Below are 19,651 nucleotides of genomic sequence, written 5' to 3' on the forward strand. Positions count from 1 at the left end.
ACGCCCTTTCTCCCGTTTGAGTCTTATCATAATAGAATAGGAAGCATAAATCTACCAATTCATCCCTTATTTTATAATGAAATGGATGAATTTTAAATGAATATTCCCCTTCATATAAGTGAAGTGCTAACCGTTTCTTGGTCCCCATAGAATAATTGCAACCCCCGCAAGACAAATGAAGGAGCCAAGCCAATCGTAGAAGTCCGGTGTTTTCTTATCGACTCCCCAGCCCCACAATATTGCCATAATGACGAAGACGCCTCCATATGCCGCATACACTCTGCCAAATGTGGGAAATTGCTGCAGCGTAGGGATGATGCCATAGAGTACTAGAATTAAGCTTCCTGCAATTCCATAGAAATAATGTCTTCCTTCTCTAAGCCACAGCCACACTAAATATCCTCCGCCAATTTCGGCAAGTCCGGCAAGTATAAACAAAATGATAGATACACCCATTGAGATTCTCTACTCCTCTATAATGAAATGATCGGATTAAGTATTCATCCCGAGGCTGTCATACACCTCAATTTTATGTCATGAATTTCATTTGAATCGAATTCGCAGCTCAATAAAAAAAAACGGCAAAGAGCCTCATTCAATAATGAATGTACTCTGTGCCTTTGTCTATCCATTTATAACCGAGTAATATCCTGCTAATTACCCAGTAACCACTTATTTGGCAGGTAAATATTCTGTCGTGAATACTTCACTTACATCCAAATCTTTGGTGAGCAAGCCGATCTCCAGCAGTTGATCCTTCAGCTCACTCCAGCGAGCCTCGGTCATATAGCCCATGCCATTCGCTTCCGCGTCGTAGCCGAATACAAATTCTCTTTGTTGTTCTTCTCCATAGGCAATCTCATCTTCTGCCAGGTTGGTGTTAATTTCAAGAATCTTCTTATTTATTTGTTCATAATTCTCTTTATAATCATACCAGCCTTCTACCGTACCATTAATGAACGCTTTGACTGTCTCCGGGTTCTCCTCTAAATATTTTTCAGTGGTGTATACAACGGCAGCATACGGTTCATATCCGGAATCAGCAATGAGCTTCGTTCCTACCAGATGCCTTGCTTCTCCACAACAAACGGCTCACCATTAACGAAGGACTGGCTTGCAGACTGAGCGTCTTCAATAAAGTTACCATGCTGGCCAGTATAAGCGACTTCCTTAACCGTATCCAGACTGTACTTATGCTTCAAGTATTCCCAGTAAGGCTGGCCTTGCTGAATAAATACGGTTCTGCCGTTCAGATCGTCAAAATCCTCAATACCGGACTCTTCATGAAACATGAGAGCCTGTGGACTGATCTGGAACGTCGTCGCCAATGCGACGATTGGGATGCCTTCTTCACGAGCAAGCAGAATCTGATCCGCATGAGCTACGCCGAATTCCGCTTTACCGGAAGCGACGATCTGAATGGACGAGACCTGAGGACCTCCCGGCTCAATCGTTACGTCGAGATTCTTCCCTTCATAAATCCCGTTCTCTTCAGCAGCATAGAACCCGCCATGTTCCGTCTTGGCGAACCAATTGAGCACGACCTTAACTGGAGTTACTTCGCTTGATTCGCCCGAGGCACTCGTGGTATCCGATCCAGTGTCTCCGCCGCCGCATGCGGTTAACGCTAACGTCACAGCCAGAAGCACTCCACTTATCTTGGTTCTATTATTACTCCACTTTACCGGCTTCTTCCACATAACCCTTCACACTCCGCTCATCTTTTTTTGATATGCTGATATTATATAAGTGATGTTCTGCTAGATTTGACAGCTATTCGTCGGGGCTCCAGTAACCTTCATGAACAGCGACGATCTCATTTGCCAGCTCCGGGAACGGCCCGATCACTTCAATTTCTTTTTGTCCTCTAGCAAAGATCTCACGGCAAGGCATGTCAAAAGTCGGATTCTGGGGATCATTGCCTGTCAGCACCAGCAGTTCCTTCTCGGAGATGCCGTATACGACCCGCCCGATATTTCCCCAATACATTGCTCCTGCGCACATGGCGCAAGGCTCTGCTGTCGTATACAAGGTACATTCCCATAAAAATGCAGGGTCATATGTATGGGATGCTTTTTCCATCAATGCAGTTTCAGCGTGACCCGTACAGCGATGCTCCGTAATCTCGACATTTCCCTGCTCCAGCAGGATATTGCCTTCTTTATCCACGAGCAGCGCGCCAAACGGTGTATTCCCACTCTCTCTGGCCAAACGTGATACTTCTACACAGCGCTTCAAAAATACAACATGATTGAGTTCCACTGCCTGACTCCTCGTTTTCTTCTCCCCTTCACCTCTCTGAATATGATTTGATATTAGTTGAACGACCACTTAACGTCAATTAATCTTACACAGTTTTATCATTCTGAATAATTTGTGTCGATATTTTTGTGAATATGTACATAAAACTCAGGGATGAACTAAGTTTGATTAAGAAAAAACACGCCTACACTAGGCTATTCAACATTTCAAGTTACATAATATGTTATATACATGTAAATTCGTATAAAGTATCATATATCCTTTATTCAAATTAATCATGTTAGCTCAACTTGCCTGCAAATAAAAACAAAGCTGCCGTTTCATCGGCAGCTCGCTATAAGTATTCATTCAATCCACTTTTCACATCGTAATTCTATTATAGCAACACTCTTTTTATTTGCTCGGCAATGACCTCATAATGCTTATTAATAAAAAAATGATCTCCCTCATAAACGGATAGCTGACAAGCTCCAGATGTCATATCTCCCCAAGCTTCCAACTGATCTATTGCGATTACATCCTGATCACCGGCAAGAACCGTGATATCAGTCTGAAGTAAGTCTCTAGGCTTCCATTCGTAATTTTCTACGATCCTCATATCGCCTCTGATTAAAGGCAAGAACACATCCAGCAGCTCTTGATTCTGAAGGGCTTCATCTGACATTCCACCGAGCTTGATCATTTCTGCAAGAAAAGTTTGATCGGGTAAGGCGGAAATCTGCTTCACATGTCCATTCAAATGTGGTGCCCTTCGAGCACCTACAAATAAATGTGTGAGCTCATTGCCATGCTTCTCTTTAATATAATGTGCAAGCTCGTAGGCGATAAGGCTTCCCATACTATACCCAAAGAAAGCAATGGGCTCCCTCATAAGATGTACCGGAATGGACAAGTAGGCATCCTCCACTGCCTCATCTATGCTGTGATGGTACGGTTCATTCATTCTTCGTCCTCTGCCTGCCAGCTCAATGGGATGAAGCTCAATGAACTCAGACAGTTGGTTCCGCCAGCGAAAGTACATCATTGATGATCCTCCGGCATAAGGAAAACAGAACAAGTGGATCCTTTTCATAGCTGCCCCCTCTATTCCAAAGCCCGACTAAGCTCTTGATCTGCTGGCAGGGGTGTTTCTACGTTATCTTTGCTACTGCCAAATTTAATCTTGATTCCTGGAATTAATCCAACAGTAAGCACAAGAACAGATAGGATGTAAGCTGTCAACAACGAAGTATTGCTCATGACTACGCCTGCTAAGGAGGACCCAATCAACATTGCACCCATGAACATAGGGGTTATGGTTCCATTTACGCGTCCAATCATTTGTTCATCAATTTTGGTAACGAGAAATGTCGAGATAATTACATTTACAAAAGCAAGACATAGAGAGCTAAAAAAGCTAATGACCAAGGTGAGCCATAGCCAACCTGATAATACCTCTCCAAGTGTTGTGATCGCTAGAAGAACAACTCCTAGAACAAGCGTACGATTTTGATCCAGCTTACTGCTTAATGCGGCCGCAATACCTCCACCGATGAGCAGCCCTAAGCCAGATGCACCCGTTAGATACTGTACTGACGTTTGTTCTAGACCGAGTCGCTCTGTAATCAGAAAGATTTCTAGAGGACTGATCAGACCCGAAGATAATCCCAGAATAATAAATAAGAGAGTCAGGAACTTCAAAGAACTGGACCCCAGAACGTATTTCCAGCCTTCCTTCATCTCACTAACGAGTGAGGAACGCTCAGCGGAACTCGGTTCGTCTTTGGGCAGAAGCGTTAATATGAGAGCCGAAGAAATAAACAGAACAAGCAGAGAATACATGGAAGCTTGAATTCCGAGTGTAGTATATATGAACGTACCTACGATGGGGCCGAGGATAAGGAATAACGATTGTGAGCTCTGTGTGATCGCAATTGCCGACTGGACATGCTCCTCTTCGACATTTCGTTTAACGATCTTAACAGAGGAGGGCTGGGAAAATTGACTGACGATGGATGATACAAAAGTGGCAGCATACAGTGCCTGCCAATATCCTGAAGCCATTACTGCTAGTATAAGCACAATCGAAAGTGAACTGAGAATATCACCAAGGATCATGGTCTGTTTGGGATTCCAGCGATCAGCAAGTGCTCCTCCAATAAAGGAAAATACAAAGATCGGAACGTATTCCAGTACAGTAATTAGCGATACAGCAATCGGGTCCCCCTGGGTTTGATCCATAATAAAGTAAAGAATAGCCATATTTCTAATCCAGATCGCTAAATTTTGAAGCAGATCAGAAAAGGTAATTACTAGGAAAGCCCGGTTCTTAAACAGATTATTCATAGCCATCTCCTTTTTTTAAACCGACTATTCGGTCTACTAATTTATAAAAGAAAAACTGATAAGTTGATATCAGTCCTTCATTGTTTTACTTGTGCTCTGAATTCCCGTCAGCAGGTTTGCGATTCCTAATTTATACAATCTGCGAATATCTGATAAGTCTTTTTCATAATAAAGCGTACCTAACCCGTTAAATAATCCATTAATAATGTACATTAGATCTTGCGGGTCACTAGGCTTCAATTCCTCGCGTTCAATGCCTTGAATGATGATACGCTCATAGGTTACATAAGGGATACGTATAAGTGACAGCATTTCATCCAGGACATCTTGACTGACGACTTGACCGGAAACAAATTCATTAATGGCATGATTCAGCGGGTTTGCCAAATCATCTACATAGTGGTCCGCTAGACCATACAACTTTTCGACGGTAGTTTCGTACTGTGATTCCTTCTCTTGCCAAGAATCCATCCACTCTTGATTATTTAGCTTGATCAAGAACATGAACAGCTCCTCTTTGCTTTTGAAGTGATAATATATACTGCCTTTGCTTCGATTGTTGACCGTACAGATCTCTTCCATCGAAGTAGCATTGTATCCCTTTTGAGCAAAGAGTTCTTTTGTATTTCGTGCGATATCCTTTTTAATCTGAGCTACATCTTTTCTGCGTTTAACTTCGATCGATAACCCCTCCAAAAAACTGACTGGTCAGTCTATTAATATTATAACCATAAAAGCAGTTAATTTCCAATATGTACCCTCTTACATATCACCATATTTACACGGGATTTGCAAGAGGGTACTGGATATTTTGAAGTATTGAATCCCTTCATTCGACCAATTTAGGGGGCACTATGACTTGGATTCACTATAATAATTATTTATCCTCTTTTTCATCCTTAAAGGCTTCACTAATTTCATTAGCAATTGTCTCAGGCAGCTTCTCCACCTCACGTGCTGCCTCGTTCACTTCTTCAGGGACATCCTCATTCTTAATGACACCGAATTTGAAAAATTTGTTAGCCATTTTTCTCCTCCTCTAATCATCTTTTTGTTAGTGTATCACAGCTTTTGTTGTGATGTTAGTATCTTCCAGCTCATTTATTATCGTATTTGGATCATGCGCAATTTGTTTCAATAAGTTCATGTAATGCTTCGTTAATATATGCATAAACTGTGGCTCAAACATAGCTGTTCGATAATCAAATTGAATCAAGTATACCTCTTCCATCTCCTGAGCAGTAACATATAGGTCATACTCACAATAATTCCACCCGCAAGGATATGAAGAGATACAATAATCCCTCTCCTTACGATCTGCTGAAGGCATAATAAAGTTATTGAGATTAAACATGGTGTTAAACAGCGGATTTTCACCTGGAGTCAGCGGTATCTCCAAATCCTCAAGCATTTTCTCAAACGGGTAATACTGATGCTGAAAAGCCAGATTCATCATCTCTTGAACCTTTTGGAACATGGCTGTCAACGTAACTTCTGAATGAACTCGGTATCTCAGTGGAATTGAATTAATAAACAATCCTACGATTCCCTGTAATTCAGGACGTTCTCGACCAAATGCGTACGTGCCGACTATTAGATCTTCTTGATTCGTTAACTGGCTCAGCAAAACGAGATAGGTGGAGTACAAGATCGTATAATCCGTTACTTCCATATTCATCATGTTCTTCATTTGTTCGATTAAAGCTTTGGGAACCTCTACTCTGACATGACTTCCGTTATGATCAGACATTGTTGATTCATCAAGCTGTAATGGTGATAATTGAACAGGATGATACCCCGTAAGATAATTCTTCCAATAGTCAGAGGCGGCTGTAAAATGTCCTTGCTCCAGCTTTGTATGCTGCCATTCAGAAAAATCTTTATACTGCAATGCTACGGGGTTTAGCTCCGAACCGTCATACAGCTTAAACAATTCATCCAAAATAATGCCAAGCGAAGTTCCATCAGAGATGGCATGATGCATATCCAACAATAGGATGTGGTCTTCCAAATCAAGCCTGAGCACCTTGGCTCTTAAGAGAGGTGCAGCGTTAAGAGCAAAAGGCTGGATGAATCTCTCGATGACTTGATTCACTTCATTATGGGAGCCTAGCTGTTCCTTCTCGAGCCGGAAGCTCACTCGGGACATAACTCGCTGGATCACATAGGAGCCTTGAATTTCAAATAATGTTCTAAGCGCTTCATGACGTGATATAAGCTTCTGAAAGCTAAGCTCAAGTCTCTCCAGATCAAGAGCACCTTGAATCCGATATGCTGTCGGCATATTCCAATCCGTATTTCCTATGCTGGACAAGTAACCGTAAGACTGATAAGGAGTGGCCGTGTACACCTCTTTAATAGCGGCCGGTTCGATCGATTCGTAAAGCTCAGAACTAGTTACAGACCTCTTGTCTAAATACTCGGCAAGGAGCTTAATGGTTGGATAATCAAAGATCGCTTGTAATTCAATCGAGACATTTAACTCCTTCTTTATTCGAGCGGACAACATCATCGCTTTAAGTGAATGGCCGCCTGCTTCAAAGAAATGATCCTCTATACCGATCTCAGCAACATTTAAGACATCACACCAAATATCAAGAAGCTGTGATTCTAGTGCATTCGTTGGTCTCTCACCGCCTTTCGATCGATTCACTGGACTTGGCAGGGCATGCCGGTCTACTTTGCCATTCGCTGTAAGTGGCAGCTTGTCCATGATAACCATCGTCGACGGGATCATGTATTCGGGAAGCTCTTCTCTTAAGTGATCTCTAATGAATTGATGCATTCGGTCCTGCTCCACACCTTCATTAGGAACGAGATAGGCTGCCAGGAAGGAATGACCCTGTTCATCTCTTCGTGCGGTTACGACCGCCTCTCTTATCTCCGGAAGCTCGAGCAGCTTGCTTTCGATCTCTGTCAGCTCTATTCGATTACCCCGGATCTTGACCTGGTGATCCAGCCGGTCCATGAACTCCAGATTGCCATCCGGCAGCCACCGTACCCGATCTCCTGTCCGATACAACCGATCTCCCTGCTCGAATGGGTGCGTGATGAATCGGCTCTTCGTCAGCTCTGGCTGCTTCAAATATTCTCTGGCTAGACCGCCTCCTCCAATATACAGCTCTCCGGGTAGACCGATCGGCTGCCGCTGCCCCCAGCGGTTTAGCACGTAAACTTTGGTATTGTGAATCGGTTTCCCAATCGGAACACTGCTATGAGCTCGGACATCCTCATCCACCGAATAGGTTGCTGCGAATACCGTCGTCTCGGTCGGACCATATCCGTTAGCGATCCGATGAGGACCCAAATAATCAAGCGCCTTGATGACATGCTTCTTCGAACCGGCTTCCCCTCCAAAGAACAGCTTTCTTACATACTTCAAGCTCGTGACATCAAAATCTACCAACGTATTAAACAAGGCTGACGTCATAAATGCGGAGGTAATCGCATGCTGCTTCATCACTTGCGACAACGCGGCTGCATCCAGTACCTGCGTCTTCTCAATCAGATAAAGCGTTGCTCCGTTCAGCAAAGCACCGAATATTTCATAGGTTGATCCATCAAAGGCATAGTTCGACAGCTGCAGCATCCGATCTTCCGGCTGGACATCCATAAATCCGTTATTCACACTGGTCTTCACCACGTTCCGATGTGTAGATACCACCCCTTTGGGCTTACCCGTTGAACCCGATGTATACATGATATAGGCAGCAGACTCTGGGGATGCAGACACCTGTCCATCACGTCCGTGCTCACGGACAAGCTCACTCCATTCTCGTCCACCACTGCTCCAGTCGATCTCCGAAAGCCACAGCACGGCGCCGTTGTAACCCTCCACACGCATACCTGCCTCTGCAATCAACAGCCTTGCTTCACTGTCTTCGAGCATATAAGACAGCCGCTCGGACGGGAAGCTTGGATCTAATGGTACATAGGCCGCTCCTGCACCCAGAATGCCCATAATTGAGATGATCATTTCAATGGAACGATCCGTCAGCAACCCGACAGTATCTCCAGGTCGTATCCCTTGAGCCTGCAGCATGAGAGACAACTGGGCCGCACGAGTGTCGAGTTCTCGGTATGTGACCATCCTGTCTTTAAATATTATTGCAGGATGATTAGGACTCCGTTCAGCCTGCGCTTCAAATAACTCCATAATTGTAGAATCCCGAGGGTAATCTTCTACTGTGCCCTCAAACGTAATTAATTCCAGCTTCTCCTGTGCAGTTAGCAACTCGATATCTTGAATAAGAATTTCATGTCCAGTTACTAGCTGAACTAATACATGTTCATAATGCGCCAGCATTCTCTCGATCGTCTTCGCTGAGAACAAATGAGCGTTATATTCAATAGTTACGGCTAATTCATCATCGGTCTGTACTGCTCCCCAAGTCATATCAAATTTAGGCTGCGTACTCACCGTCTCAAATGGATGGATCTGAAGCGACGTCAATTCTAAGGAATAGGATTCCATATTCTGAAGTACAAACAATGTATCGAATAAAGGCTGCGCTGGATGATTCCTCGAAACTTTTAACTGGTCGATGAGCTCTTCTAGTGGATAGAAGCTGTGATCAAAGGCTGCTAATAGTTGATTCCGAACACGATCAAGATAGTTAGCTATTGTAAGATTCCCTAACGGTTTTAGCCGAAGGGGTAACGTACTCACAAACATGCCGACCATTCCTTGAGTATCTGAGAGCTGTCTCCCCGCTTCAGGCACACCAATAATGACATCCTCTTCTTGCTTATATTTCGATAACAAAATGGAATAAGCTCCGAACAACACCGTAAATAAGGTTGTCCGATGAGAGGACGCGATCTCCTCAAGCTGCCGCAACAGACTGGAATCAATGATAATTCTGGAATTCGCTCCTACAGGGGGCTTGGTGCCAACATTGTTGAAATCGTATGGAAGGTTTGTTAACGGCAATTCACCACTAAGCTCCCTGAGCCAATACTGTTCCTCTGCTTTGTACCGTTCACTGTCTTTGTACTGCTGCTCCCACCATGCATAGTCTTTATACTGCAGCTCCGCCTTTGATCGCAGTTCCACGCCTTCATATTGCTGAAACAACTCGGTAACGATAATTCCTGTTGAGATCCCATCTGAAATACTGTGATGCATATCTAGAACAAGTACGTGCCTCGTCTCTGATACGGAGAGCAGTCCTGCTCTGAACAGCGGCCCGGATGAAAGATCAAATGGACGAACAAACGAACGGACATATTGTTCTACGCTGGATTGATCAATAGGACGATCCACACGACCATCGATCCAGTCCCTTCGTTCGATACTCAAATCTACATTACGATTCAGGTCAATTCTTTGTCTAAGCTCTTCCCCAATCATGACATAAGAGGTTTGAAGGGCCTCATGCCTCTTCATGACTATGGAGAGGGCATCCTGCAGCTTACGATAATCAAGGTGACCCTTAATTTCAAAAGCTAGTGGCATATTATAGCTGGTTCCCTCTTTTTGCAGCTGCTGGATATAGTAGAGCCTCCATTGAGAAGAAGATACGGGATAGTTCTCTAATACAGGAGCAGCACTCATTGCACGTAGTCCTGTAATGTCCAATTTCTTGTCCTTTATTAAAAGGGCTTGCTCCGCTATCGTGTCATGAGTAAATATTTCCTGTAGAGAAAGCTTTACTTGTAATTCCTGGTAAACTCTGCCGGACAGCATCATGGCTTTAAGAGAATGTCCTCCGAGTTCAAAAAAATGATCTCTAATACCAATAGGCCGGGCTTTGAGAATTTCCGTCCATATTTGTACTAAGATGCGCTCGATTTCGTTTGTTGCTGAAGCATTTGAATACGCTTGGACGTAAGGCTCCGGAAGCGCAGCTCGGTCTATTTTGCCATTCGCTGTGAGTGGCAGCTTGTCCAAGATGACCATCGACGTCGGGATCATGTATTCGGGAAGCTCTTCTCTTAAGTGATCTCTGATGAATCGATGCATTCGGTCCTGCTCCACACCTTCATTAGGAACGAGATAGGCTGCCAGGAAGGAATGACCCTGTTCATCTCTTCGTGCGGTTACGACCGTCTCTCTTATCTCCGGAAGCTCGAGCAGCTTGCTTTCGATCTCTGTCAACTCTATTCGGTTACCTCGGATCTTGACCTGGTGATCCAGCCGGTCCATGAACTCCAGATTGCCATCCGGCAGCCACCGTACCCGATCTCCTGTCCGATACAACCTCTCCCCCTGCTCGAATGGGTGCGCGATGAATCGGCTCTTCGTCAGCTCTGGCTGCTTCAAATATTCTCTGGCTAGACCGTCTCCTCCAATATACAGCTCTCCAGGTAGACCGATCGGCTGCCGCTGCCCCCAGCGGTTTAGCACGTACACTTTGGTATTGTGTATCGGTTTCCCTATCGGAACACTACTCTGAGCTCGCACATCCTCATCTACCGAATAGGTTGCTGCGAATACCGTCGTCTCGGTCGGACCATATCCGTTAGCGATCCGATGAGGACCCAAGTAATCAAGCGCCTTGATGACATGCTTCTTCGAACCGGCTTCCCCTCCAAAGAACAGCTTTCTTACATGCTTCAAGCTCGTGACATCGAAATCTACCAACGTATTAAACAGAGCTGCTGTCATAAATGCAGAGGTAATCGCATGCTGCTTCATCACTTGCGACAATGCGGCTGCATCCAGTACCTGCGTCTTCTCAATCAGATATAGCGTTGCTCCGTTCAGCAAAGCACCGAATATTTCATAGGTTGATCCATCAAAGGCATAGTTCGACAGCTGCAGCATCCGATCTTCCGGCTGGACATCCATGAATCCGTTACTCACACTGGTCTTCACCACATTCCGATGTGTAGTTACCACCCCTTTGGGCTTACCCGTTGAACCCGATGTATACATGATATAGGCAGCAGACTCTGGGGATGCAGACACCTGTCCATCACGTCCGTGCTCACGGACAAGCTCACTCCATTCTCGTCCACCACTGCTCCAGTCGATCTCCGAAAGCCACAGCACTGCGCTGTTGTAACCCTCCACACGCATACCTGGCTCTGCAATCAACAGCCTTGCTTCACTGTCTTCGAGCATATAAGACAGCCGCTCGGACGGGAAGCTCGGATCTAGTGGTACATAGGCCGCTCCTGCACCCAGAATGCCCATAATTGAGATGATCATTTCAATGGAACGATCCGTCAGCAACCCGACAGTATCTCCAGGTCGTATCCCTTGAGCCTGCAGCATGAGAGACAACTGGGCCGCACGAGTGTTGAGTTCTTGGTATGTGACCACCCTGTCTTTAAATACGATTGCAGGATAATCTGGGCTCCGCTCAGCTTGCATTCGGAATAGCTCCATAATTGTGGAATCCCGGGGGTAATCTACGGTTGTACCTTCAAACGCATTCAATTGAAGCTTCTCTTTATCTGTTAACAATTCAATATCTTTAATTTGATCCAGGAATGGGTCAACGATTTGTTCGAGAATATGCTCATAGTGAGAAGACATTGCTCTAACTGCTGACTCAGAATATATCTCTTGATTAAATTCAACAGTCATCAGAATAGTGTCTTCTTGTTCAACTCCTGCCCAAACCATGTCAAACTTAGATTGGCCGGATGGAACCTCTAACTGGGTTACTTTAACATCTTCAATAAGTAACTCTGCGATATTCATATTCTGTAGAACAAATAGCGTATCAAATAATCGGCTTTTTCCAGAAGCTCTATTTACATTTAATTCCTCCATCAATTCATCCAGTGGATAATCGGCATGCTGGTAAGCTTCAAGCATCGTCTTCTTCAATTCCTCAACATATCCATCAATGGATAAATCTGCTTTGGGCTCACTTTGTAGTGCCAATGTTTGGACAAACATGCCCACAACTGGTTCCACTTCTGGAAGATATCTTCCGGCAACGGGAATTCCGACCACGATTTTTTCCTGCTCCGCATATTTGGATAACAGAATATAATAACCCGCTATTAAGAGCATATACAAAGTAATATCTTTTTTCTTCATTTTCTTTTTCAATTTGCCTACCAGTACTGGATTCAAATGAAACGAGTACTTTGCCGCTTTTGAGCTCTGATTAGAACCTCCACGTCGTTCAGCAATCGGCAAAATCAACTCGGGAACCTCATCTTTATACATCCCCGTCCAGTAATGTTTAGCAGCAAGATACTGCTCGCTCTTACGATGCTGCTCTTCCCAAACCGCATAATCTTTATATTGAATAGACAGGTCGGGGAGCTCCTCTTCCTTGTATAGCTTGAATAACTCATTAAAAATAATGGAAGTCGAAACTCCATCTGAAACGATATGATGCATATCAATAAATAGAAGATGGTGTTCATCCGATTGCTTTTTAAGGACAGCCCGAATCAAATAAGGTGATGACAGATCAAAAGGTGTAATCTGAGATGAAACCCATTTCTGAATTCCCTCATCTTCTAATGATGGTGCTCCTGCTTCATCTTCCTGTATTTTTATTTGCCAGTGGACACTGTCTGGGTGCAGAATCTGTTGTTTAATCTCATTTCCCATGAGATGAAAAATCGTCCTTAACGATTCATGCCGTATAATCAACTGCTGAAATGCCCTGTTTAGTGCACTTATGTTTAGCTTCCCTGTAAGGCTGAGCAGCATAGGCATGTTATAGCTCGTACCTGCCTGCTCATACTGTGAAGCAAGATAGATTCTTTTTTGAGCTGAGGATACAGGATAGTAATCCATTGCTTGCGCCTGCGGCAGAATGAATTTCTTGGACGAAGCTTCCGAACGTTTAATCAACGCTGCTTGCTCTCTAACTGTCGGATATAAGAAGATATCCTGCAAACTGAAATGGATCCCGAACAAGTGCTGTACCTTAACGGATAGCTGCATCGCTTTTAAAGAATGTCCTCCGAGGTCAAAGAAATATTCGAGCACCCCCGGGCTCTTGACACCGAGCACATCAGTCCAACACTGTTGGAGCTGAGCTTCGATCTCATTCGCAGGCAAATCCTTCTCCGTAAGATTAGCTGCCCGAATCGGCTCAGGAAGCTTGGAGCGATCTATCTTGCCGTTCGCCGTAAGCGGAATGGTCTGAATCATCATAAAATTAGAAGGTATCATGTAGTCTGGAAGCCGGCTCTTTAACCCCTCTCTCCATTCCGAATAGAGCTCTGGCTCAGCTTTGCTATTTGCTATGGATTTATTGCATACAACATAAGCGCTCAAGCTCACTGTCCCTTGAGGATCTGTGATCGGAATGACAACCGCCTGGTTAATCGATGGAATGGAGTTCAGCACGCTTTCAATTTCTCCTGTTTCCACACGATTACCTCGAACTTTCACTTGTCCATCCAACCGTCCCAAATACTCTAGCTCTCCGTCACTAGACCATCTAACCAAGTCTCCTGTCCGATACATGGGCTTGCCTTGTTCCTGAGGGTTAGGGATAAATCTTTCTGCTGTCATCTTTTCATTGTTCAAGTAACCTGCGGCGACACCATCGCCTCCAATGAACAGCTCACCAGGCATGCCCATCGGTTGTTCATGCCCCCACATATTTCGAACGAAGAGTGAAGTATTATGAATTGGCTTCCCTATTGGCACACTGCTCTTCTGCTTAAGTTTATCTGTAACGGGATAAGTGGTTGCAAATACGGTCGTTTCGGTCGGTCCGTATGCGTTAATGATTCGTCCTTCGCCTAAATAATCAAGTGCTTTATGGACATGCTGAACAGACGCGACTTCACCGCCGAAGAAGAGCTTGTTTACATGCTTAAAACAAGTCACATCATAATCCACCATCATGTTGAACAAAGAAGTGGTCATAAAAGCTGAGGTTATGCGCTGCTCGTCCAATATTTTTGCAAGCGATGCTGCATTCAGCAATTCGTCTTTTGTAATGATATGCAGGGATGCTCCATTCAGAAGAGCCCCAAAAATCTCGTAGGTGGAGCCATCAAATGCATAATTGGATAGCTGCAGCATCCGATCTTCCTTACCCAATTCAGCATATCCATTATTAATACTTGTCTTGACCACATTTCGATGTGTCGTCAGAACCCCTTTGGGTTTGCCCGTTGATCCCGATGTATACATAATGTAGGCAATATCTTCAGGTGCAACTGTTCTATTATCCTTCGTTTTTGTTATGTCGGTTTCGGTTGTACCGTGATTAGGTACCTCACTAAATGCAATATGTGTTAGTCCTTCTTGCCTGTAATCATTCCCACTCGTCGAGACTAGCCAGCTTGCTCCGCTGTCCTTTAATATATATTCGATTCGATGTTCAGGAAGCGCAGGATCAAGCGGAACATAGGCTGCTCCGGCTTTTAGAATACCGAAGATCGCAAGAACCATATCCATAGATCTGTCGGCAAGAAGCCCAACACGATCACCTTGGCTGACTCCCATGGAGATCAGAATTCTCATGAAGTTGTCTGCAGCTTCATTCATCTCTTGATATGTCATGACCTTGCTTCCGTGGATTAGAGCCGGTGAATGAGCTGAGGCCAAGGCTTGCTGCTCGAATAAGTATGGTATCGCAGCCTCATGTGGATACTCTTCCTGCCTACTGTGATGTAGAGTCAGCCATGCATGCTCCTCTTCCGTCAGCATATCGATATCCATTAATAATTGATCAGGTGCATTAACCATCTGATCCAAGATCGTAATATAATGTCCGAACATACGCTCTATCGTTTCTTCTTTATATAAATAGGCAGCGTATTCTACGATAAAATCCAATCCATGCTGAGACTCTCGACATCCCCATGTCATGTCAAACTTTGCCTGGCTCCAATCCCATTCAGCTGATCGAAATGTAACATTCTCAAGCTCAATAGGTGCTATGTCCATGTTTTGAAGTACAAATAACGTATCGAATAAGGGATGTCGGCTTATATCTCTTGAGACGTTCAGATCATTCAACAGATCCTCTAATGGATAATCCGCATGCGTCTGTGCATCCATGAATAGTTGTTTGACTTCTCTGATCCATTCATGGACACGAAGGCGTCCCTTGGGCTGAGATCGTAATGCAAGCGTGTTTACAAACATCCCTATCATATGATGGGTGTCCTCATGAGCTCTGCCCGCAATTGGTGAGCCTACAATCACATCTTCTGTGCCGCTGTATCTGGATAAGAGGAGTTTATAGCCCGCAAGCAGCACCATGTACAGCGTCGCTTCATTTGCAGAAGCAACTCTTTTGAGCTGATGAAATAAGCCTTCTTCAATCTGGAACGACATTGTTCTCCCTGCAGCACTTCTCACCGAAGGCCTTACATAATCTGTACATAGCTCTCCTTCAGGCAATGTCCCGGCGAACTGATTCCTCCAATACTTCTGATTCATTTCATAGCTTGGGCTTGCCTTGTACTGTTGCTCATACACTGCATAATCTTTGTAGTGTAGTTGCAGAGCAGGTAATGCTTCCGATAGATATAACCGTGTTAGATCCTGATAAAGGATTCCGGTTGATACGCCATCAGATATAATATGATGGGTATCGATAAACAATAAGCTGTTAGATTTGTCTAAATTGATAATCATCGCCCGAATGAGAGGGCCGTTCCCTAAATCGAAGGGTTGAATAAAGGAAGCCAACGTTTGATTTATCCATTCTCTTTTGGCAATATCAGAGGAATGATATCGTGAGTAGTCTTCAGCACGGATTTCTAAGAAATCCATGGACCAAATAACATCCTCAGGTGTAATAATCTTCTGTCTCAGTTCTTCACCGATCCATACAAATGAAGTTCTTAACGATTCGTGCCGTTCTATCAATTGAATAAATGCTGTCTCCAGCCTGCTTCGATCCAGTTCACCTTCAACTTCAAGAATCATAGGCATGTTGTAACTCGTTTGCCCCTTCTCCAATTGCTGCGCGATATATACTCTTTTCTGCGCTGAGGATACAGGGTACGTCTCCTGAACAGGCGCTGGTGTTATCGGCGTGTACTGACTTTCCTGAGACATTTGAATACATCTAGCCATCTCTGTCAGCACCGGAGATTGAAACACTTCCTGAAGTGAAAGTTTAACACCAAGCGCTTTATGTATCTTTGCGGTTAGCATCATTGCTTTTAGTGAGTGCCCACCCAGCTCGAAGAAATGATCCGATGCATTAAGGTGATGAATGCCCAAGACCTCTTTCCATATGTCACCAAGCGCAATTTCCGTTGCTCCTGACAATGGAACGGATATGCTGGAAGCCCTATTCGGTTCCGGCAGCCTGCTTCGATCCACTTTTCCATTCGTGTTCAAAGAGAACGGAGACTCCATCACCTGAAAAACTGCAGGCATCATGTACTCAGGAAGAGTTCTTCTCAAAGCCTCTCTGCATTTCGATATATTAAAGGACAAGTGATCTGCCGCAGGAACAACATATGCACATAAGTACAGGTGTCCCTGCTGATCATGAAATGTTTTGACTATTGCATCCTTGACCTCACTTAAATCTTTCAATTTACTTTCGATTTCCCCTAATTCAATTCGATGTCCCCGAATCTTGACCTGAAAATCTATTCTGTCCAGGTATTCGATGCTTCCGTCAGCATTTCTCTTGACCATATCCCCTGTCTTATACAGCTTCTTCCCAGCGAGAAACGGATGTTCAATAAATCGCTCTAATGTCAGTTCAGGCCGGTTTCGATAGCCCGCCGAGAGACCATCCCCGCCAATATATAACTCCCCTGGCACGCCTACCGGCATGGGCTTTAAATCTCGATTTAATATATATGCTGTCGTGTTATGGATTGGTTTGCCAATAGGAATGCTCCCGGGTTCAGTTATGGAATGGCAGGTAGCAAAGACTGTCGTTTCGGTAGGTCCATACATATGCAGCATTTTTCCCGGTCCGAGCACCTTCAAGGCTGTATTAATATGTTTCGCTGATGCCTTCTCTCCTCCGAATAAAACATGACGTACATTGGCTAATGCGTTCGGGTTCCAATCCACTAATGTATTGAATAGAGCCGTTGTCATAAAAGCAACACTTATCTCATAATTCCTAAATGCGTTGCCAAGCGATTCAATATTGGAGGCTTCTTCACTACTAATTAATACTAGAGAGGCACCATGCAGCAATGCTCCATAAATATCAAATGTAGCTCCATCAAAGGCATAGTTCGAGATTTGCATTAATCTGTCCCTTTGATTTAACTCAACATACCCGTTATTTATGATTGTTTTTATGACATTTCGATGAGTAGCCGTCACTCCTTTGGGCTTACCGGTGGACCCGGAAGTATAGATGACATATGCATCACAATCTGGGTGCAAGTGGACGGATGAATCTTGAATCAATTCCATTCCTTGTGATGATTGCAGATCTGATAGGGTGATAATCTCACCTTTAAATTCAGATAAATCCTTGTCCGTTAGCAGTACAAGCTGCTGTACGCCCGCATCCTCCATCATATAGGTCAGACGTTCAGACGGAAAAGTCGGATCAAGCGGAAGATAGGCAGCGCCTGCCTTTAATATCGCTAATATGCCAGAGATCATCTCAAAAGAGCGCTGTGCACACAGGCCTACAATAGAACCAGGCTTAACGCCTTTATTCCTCAGCAGAACTGACCATTTCTCAGAAATCTCGTTAAGCTCCCGATAGGTCCACTCCGAGTTACCCATAACGACTGCAGTCCTGTGTGGTTCTGTCATCGCTTGCTCTACAAAGAGATCGACCAGAGTCTGCTCTGATGGATAGTCCGCCTTTGTCTCGTTGAAGCTCGATAACAGCCGTATGTCTTGAGAAGTTAGGACAGAAATGTCCTTCACTTTCATCTCAGGGTTATCCGTAATTTGACTGCAAACTCTTTCTATATGGGAAAATAAACGCTCAATAAAGCTTGAAGAATACAGATCCTCGTTATAATTTATCTTGGCTCTAATTTCTGTACCTGGGCCTATGGAAATGTTCAGATCATAATTGGTATGCTCGTAAGCTTCAATGGAATTGATCTTAAAGCCAAGCCCAAGCTCTTCCGTATCAAACATACTATCGCTTGCAGGATAATTCTCGTATACCAACAAATGATTGAATAGGGAACTCCCGCCTGCTTCCGCTTGAACATCTGCAAGTGATAAATAGCTATGTTCCTCCGCTAGTACTGAGTTCTCATGGGTGGCTTTGACTAACTCTGCAAAAGTGGTTTCTGTTTTCGACTGAATTCTTACCGGAATGGCATTAATAAACAAACCCATGATTTTCTCAACCTCTGGAATAGATGGAGATCTACCCGAGACGATGGTTCCAAAAACAACATCATCCGAATCTGTATAGTATTGAAGAACAACCCCCCAAACAGCCTGAAAAAGACTGCTCATCGTAACCTGATAATGTCGAGATAAGGCGGTAAGCTGATCTGTAAGTGGTTTACCTAGACTAAACATGCTCTCTTGAATGTTCGAACGATCTTGGTTAGTCGGATTTTGTTCTTGGGGGAAAGACGCCTCCTCATAACCTGACAGATATTTGTTCCAATAACTTTTTGCTTGTGAGGTATCTCTGGCTTCCAACCACTGAATATACCGCTTGTAAGGAATAACGCGGGAGAGCCTGACAGGCTCTCCTTGCAATTCTTCCCGATACAATGAGAACCACTCCTGAAATAAAATTCCCAGGCACCAGCCGTCAATCAGAATATGGTGGTTACTCCATACAAGTTCATAAGAATTCGTGCTAGTTTTGATCAAAGTTAATCTTAGTAATGGACCTTTAGATAGGTCGAAGCCTATCTTTCTGTCCTCAAGTGCAAGCTTAGCTACGTGGCTAACTCGTTCAGATGCTTGTACAGTGGTCAGATCCTCCAGCTTGATCTTGATGTTTCGTTTCTTCAATACCACTTGCCTTGGCTTATTAATTTTGTCATACACAAACACAGTCCGAAGGATATCGTAACGATGTATAACTTTATTCAAGCTGTTTTCAAGCGCATGTTCATTTACACGCCCTTCCAACGAGAAAATCATCTGCTCAAAATACATATCTCCTTGATTGTACAATGAATGAAACAGCAGGGATTCCTGCATAGGAGATAATGGATAAATATCTGCTATTTCTGTCTTGCTCATATCATCCCTCAACTC

The 19,651-nt window shown here is 44.1% G+C and carries 9 protein-coding genes and 1 pseudogene; all 10 read right to left on the minus strand.

The genetic code is table 11. From position 1 onward, the window contains the following. Window positions 1–126 precede the first annotated feature (126 nt). Window positions 127–456: a YnfA family protein gene (locus tag TCA2_RS05300; RefSeq protein WP_081872244.1), complete on the minus strand. Its 330-nt coding sequence runs from the start codon at window positions 454–456 to the stop codon at window positions 127–129. 216 nt (window positions 457–672) lie between these two features. Further along, window positions 673–795, minus strand: coding sequence for a hypothetical protein (locus TCA2_RS27825; protein ID WP_274358782.1), 123 nt, complete (start codon window positions 793–795; stop codon window positions 673–675). A 180-nt stretch (window positions 796–975) separates the two neighbouring features. Then, window positions 976–1,065, minus strand: a pseudogene (locus TCA2_RS27955) (hypothetical protein); the annotation flags it as partial. Beyond that, a complete protein-coding gene (locus TCA2_RS27485; RefSeq protein ID WP_238546292.1) occupies window positions 1,059–1,700 on the minus strand; it encodes an ABC transporter substrate-binding protein in 642 nt (213 codons plus the stop codon). The gene TCA2_RS27485 and the pseudogene TCA2_RS27955, both read right to left, overlap by 7 nt. 73 nt (window positions 1,701–1,773) lie before the next feature. Next, window positions 1,774–2,262 (minus strand): nucleoside deaminase, encoded by a 489-nt coding sequence (locus TCA2_RS05310; protein WP_047910521.1) that lies wholly within the window; start codon window positions 2,260–2,262, stop codon window positions 1,774–1,776. A 376-nt stretch (window positions 2,263–2,638) separates the two neighbouring features. Further along, entirely contained in the window at window positions 2,639–3,334 is a 696-nt protein-coding gene (locus TCA2_RS05315) for a thioesterase II family protein (RefSeq protein ID WP_047910522.1), read from the minus strand. Between the two features lie 11 nt (window positions 3,335–3,345). Continuing rightward, window positions 3,346–4,587 (minus strand): MFS transporter, encoded by a 1,242-nt coding sequence (locus tag TCA2_RS05320; protein WP_047910523.1) that lies wholly within the window; start codon window positions 4,585–4,587, stop codon window positions 3,346–3,348. Window positions 4,588–4,656: 69 nt separating this feature from the next. Next, window positions 4,657–5,268: a TetR/AcrR family transcriptional regulator gene (locus TCA2_RS05325; protein ID WP_047910732.1), complete on the minus strand. Its 612-nt coding sequence runs from the start codon at window positions 5,266–5,268 to the stop codon at window positions 4,657–4,659. 196 nt (window positions 5,269–5,464) lie between these two features. Beyond that, entirely contained in the window at window positions 5,465–5,614 is a 150-nt protein-coding gene (locus TCA2_RS27110) for a hypothetical protein (protein WP_193745993.1), read from the minus strand. A 27-nt stretch (window positions 5,615–5,641) separates the two neighbouring features. Then, the gene (locus TCA2_RS05330; RefSeq protein ID WP_047910524.1) at window positions 5,642–19,636 is read right to left on the minus strand and encodes a non-ribosomal peptide synthetase; all 13,995 of its coding nucleotides are present in this window, start codon (window positions 19,634–19,636) and stop codon (window positions 5,642–5,644) included. Window positions 19,637–19,651 lie beyond the last annotated feature (15 nt).

The sequence above is a fragment of the Paenibacillus sp. TCA20 genome (genome assembly GCF_000732325.1).
In the GTDB taxonomy this organism is placed as follows: domain Bacteria; phylum Bacillota; class Bacilli; order Paenibacillales; family Paenibacillaceae; genus Paenibacillus; species Paenibacillus urinalis.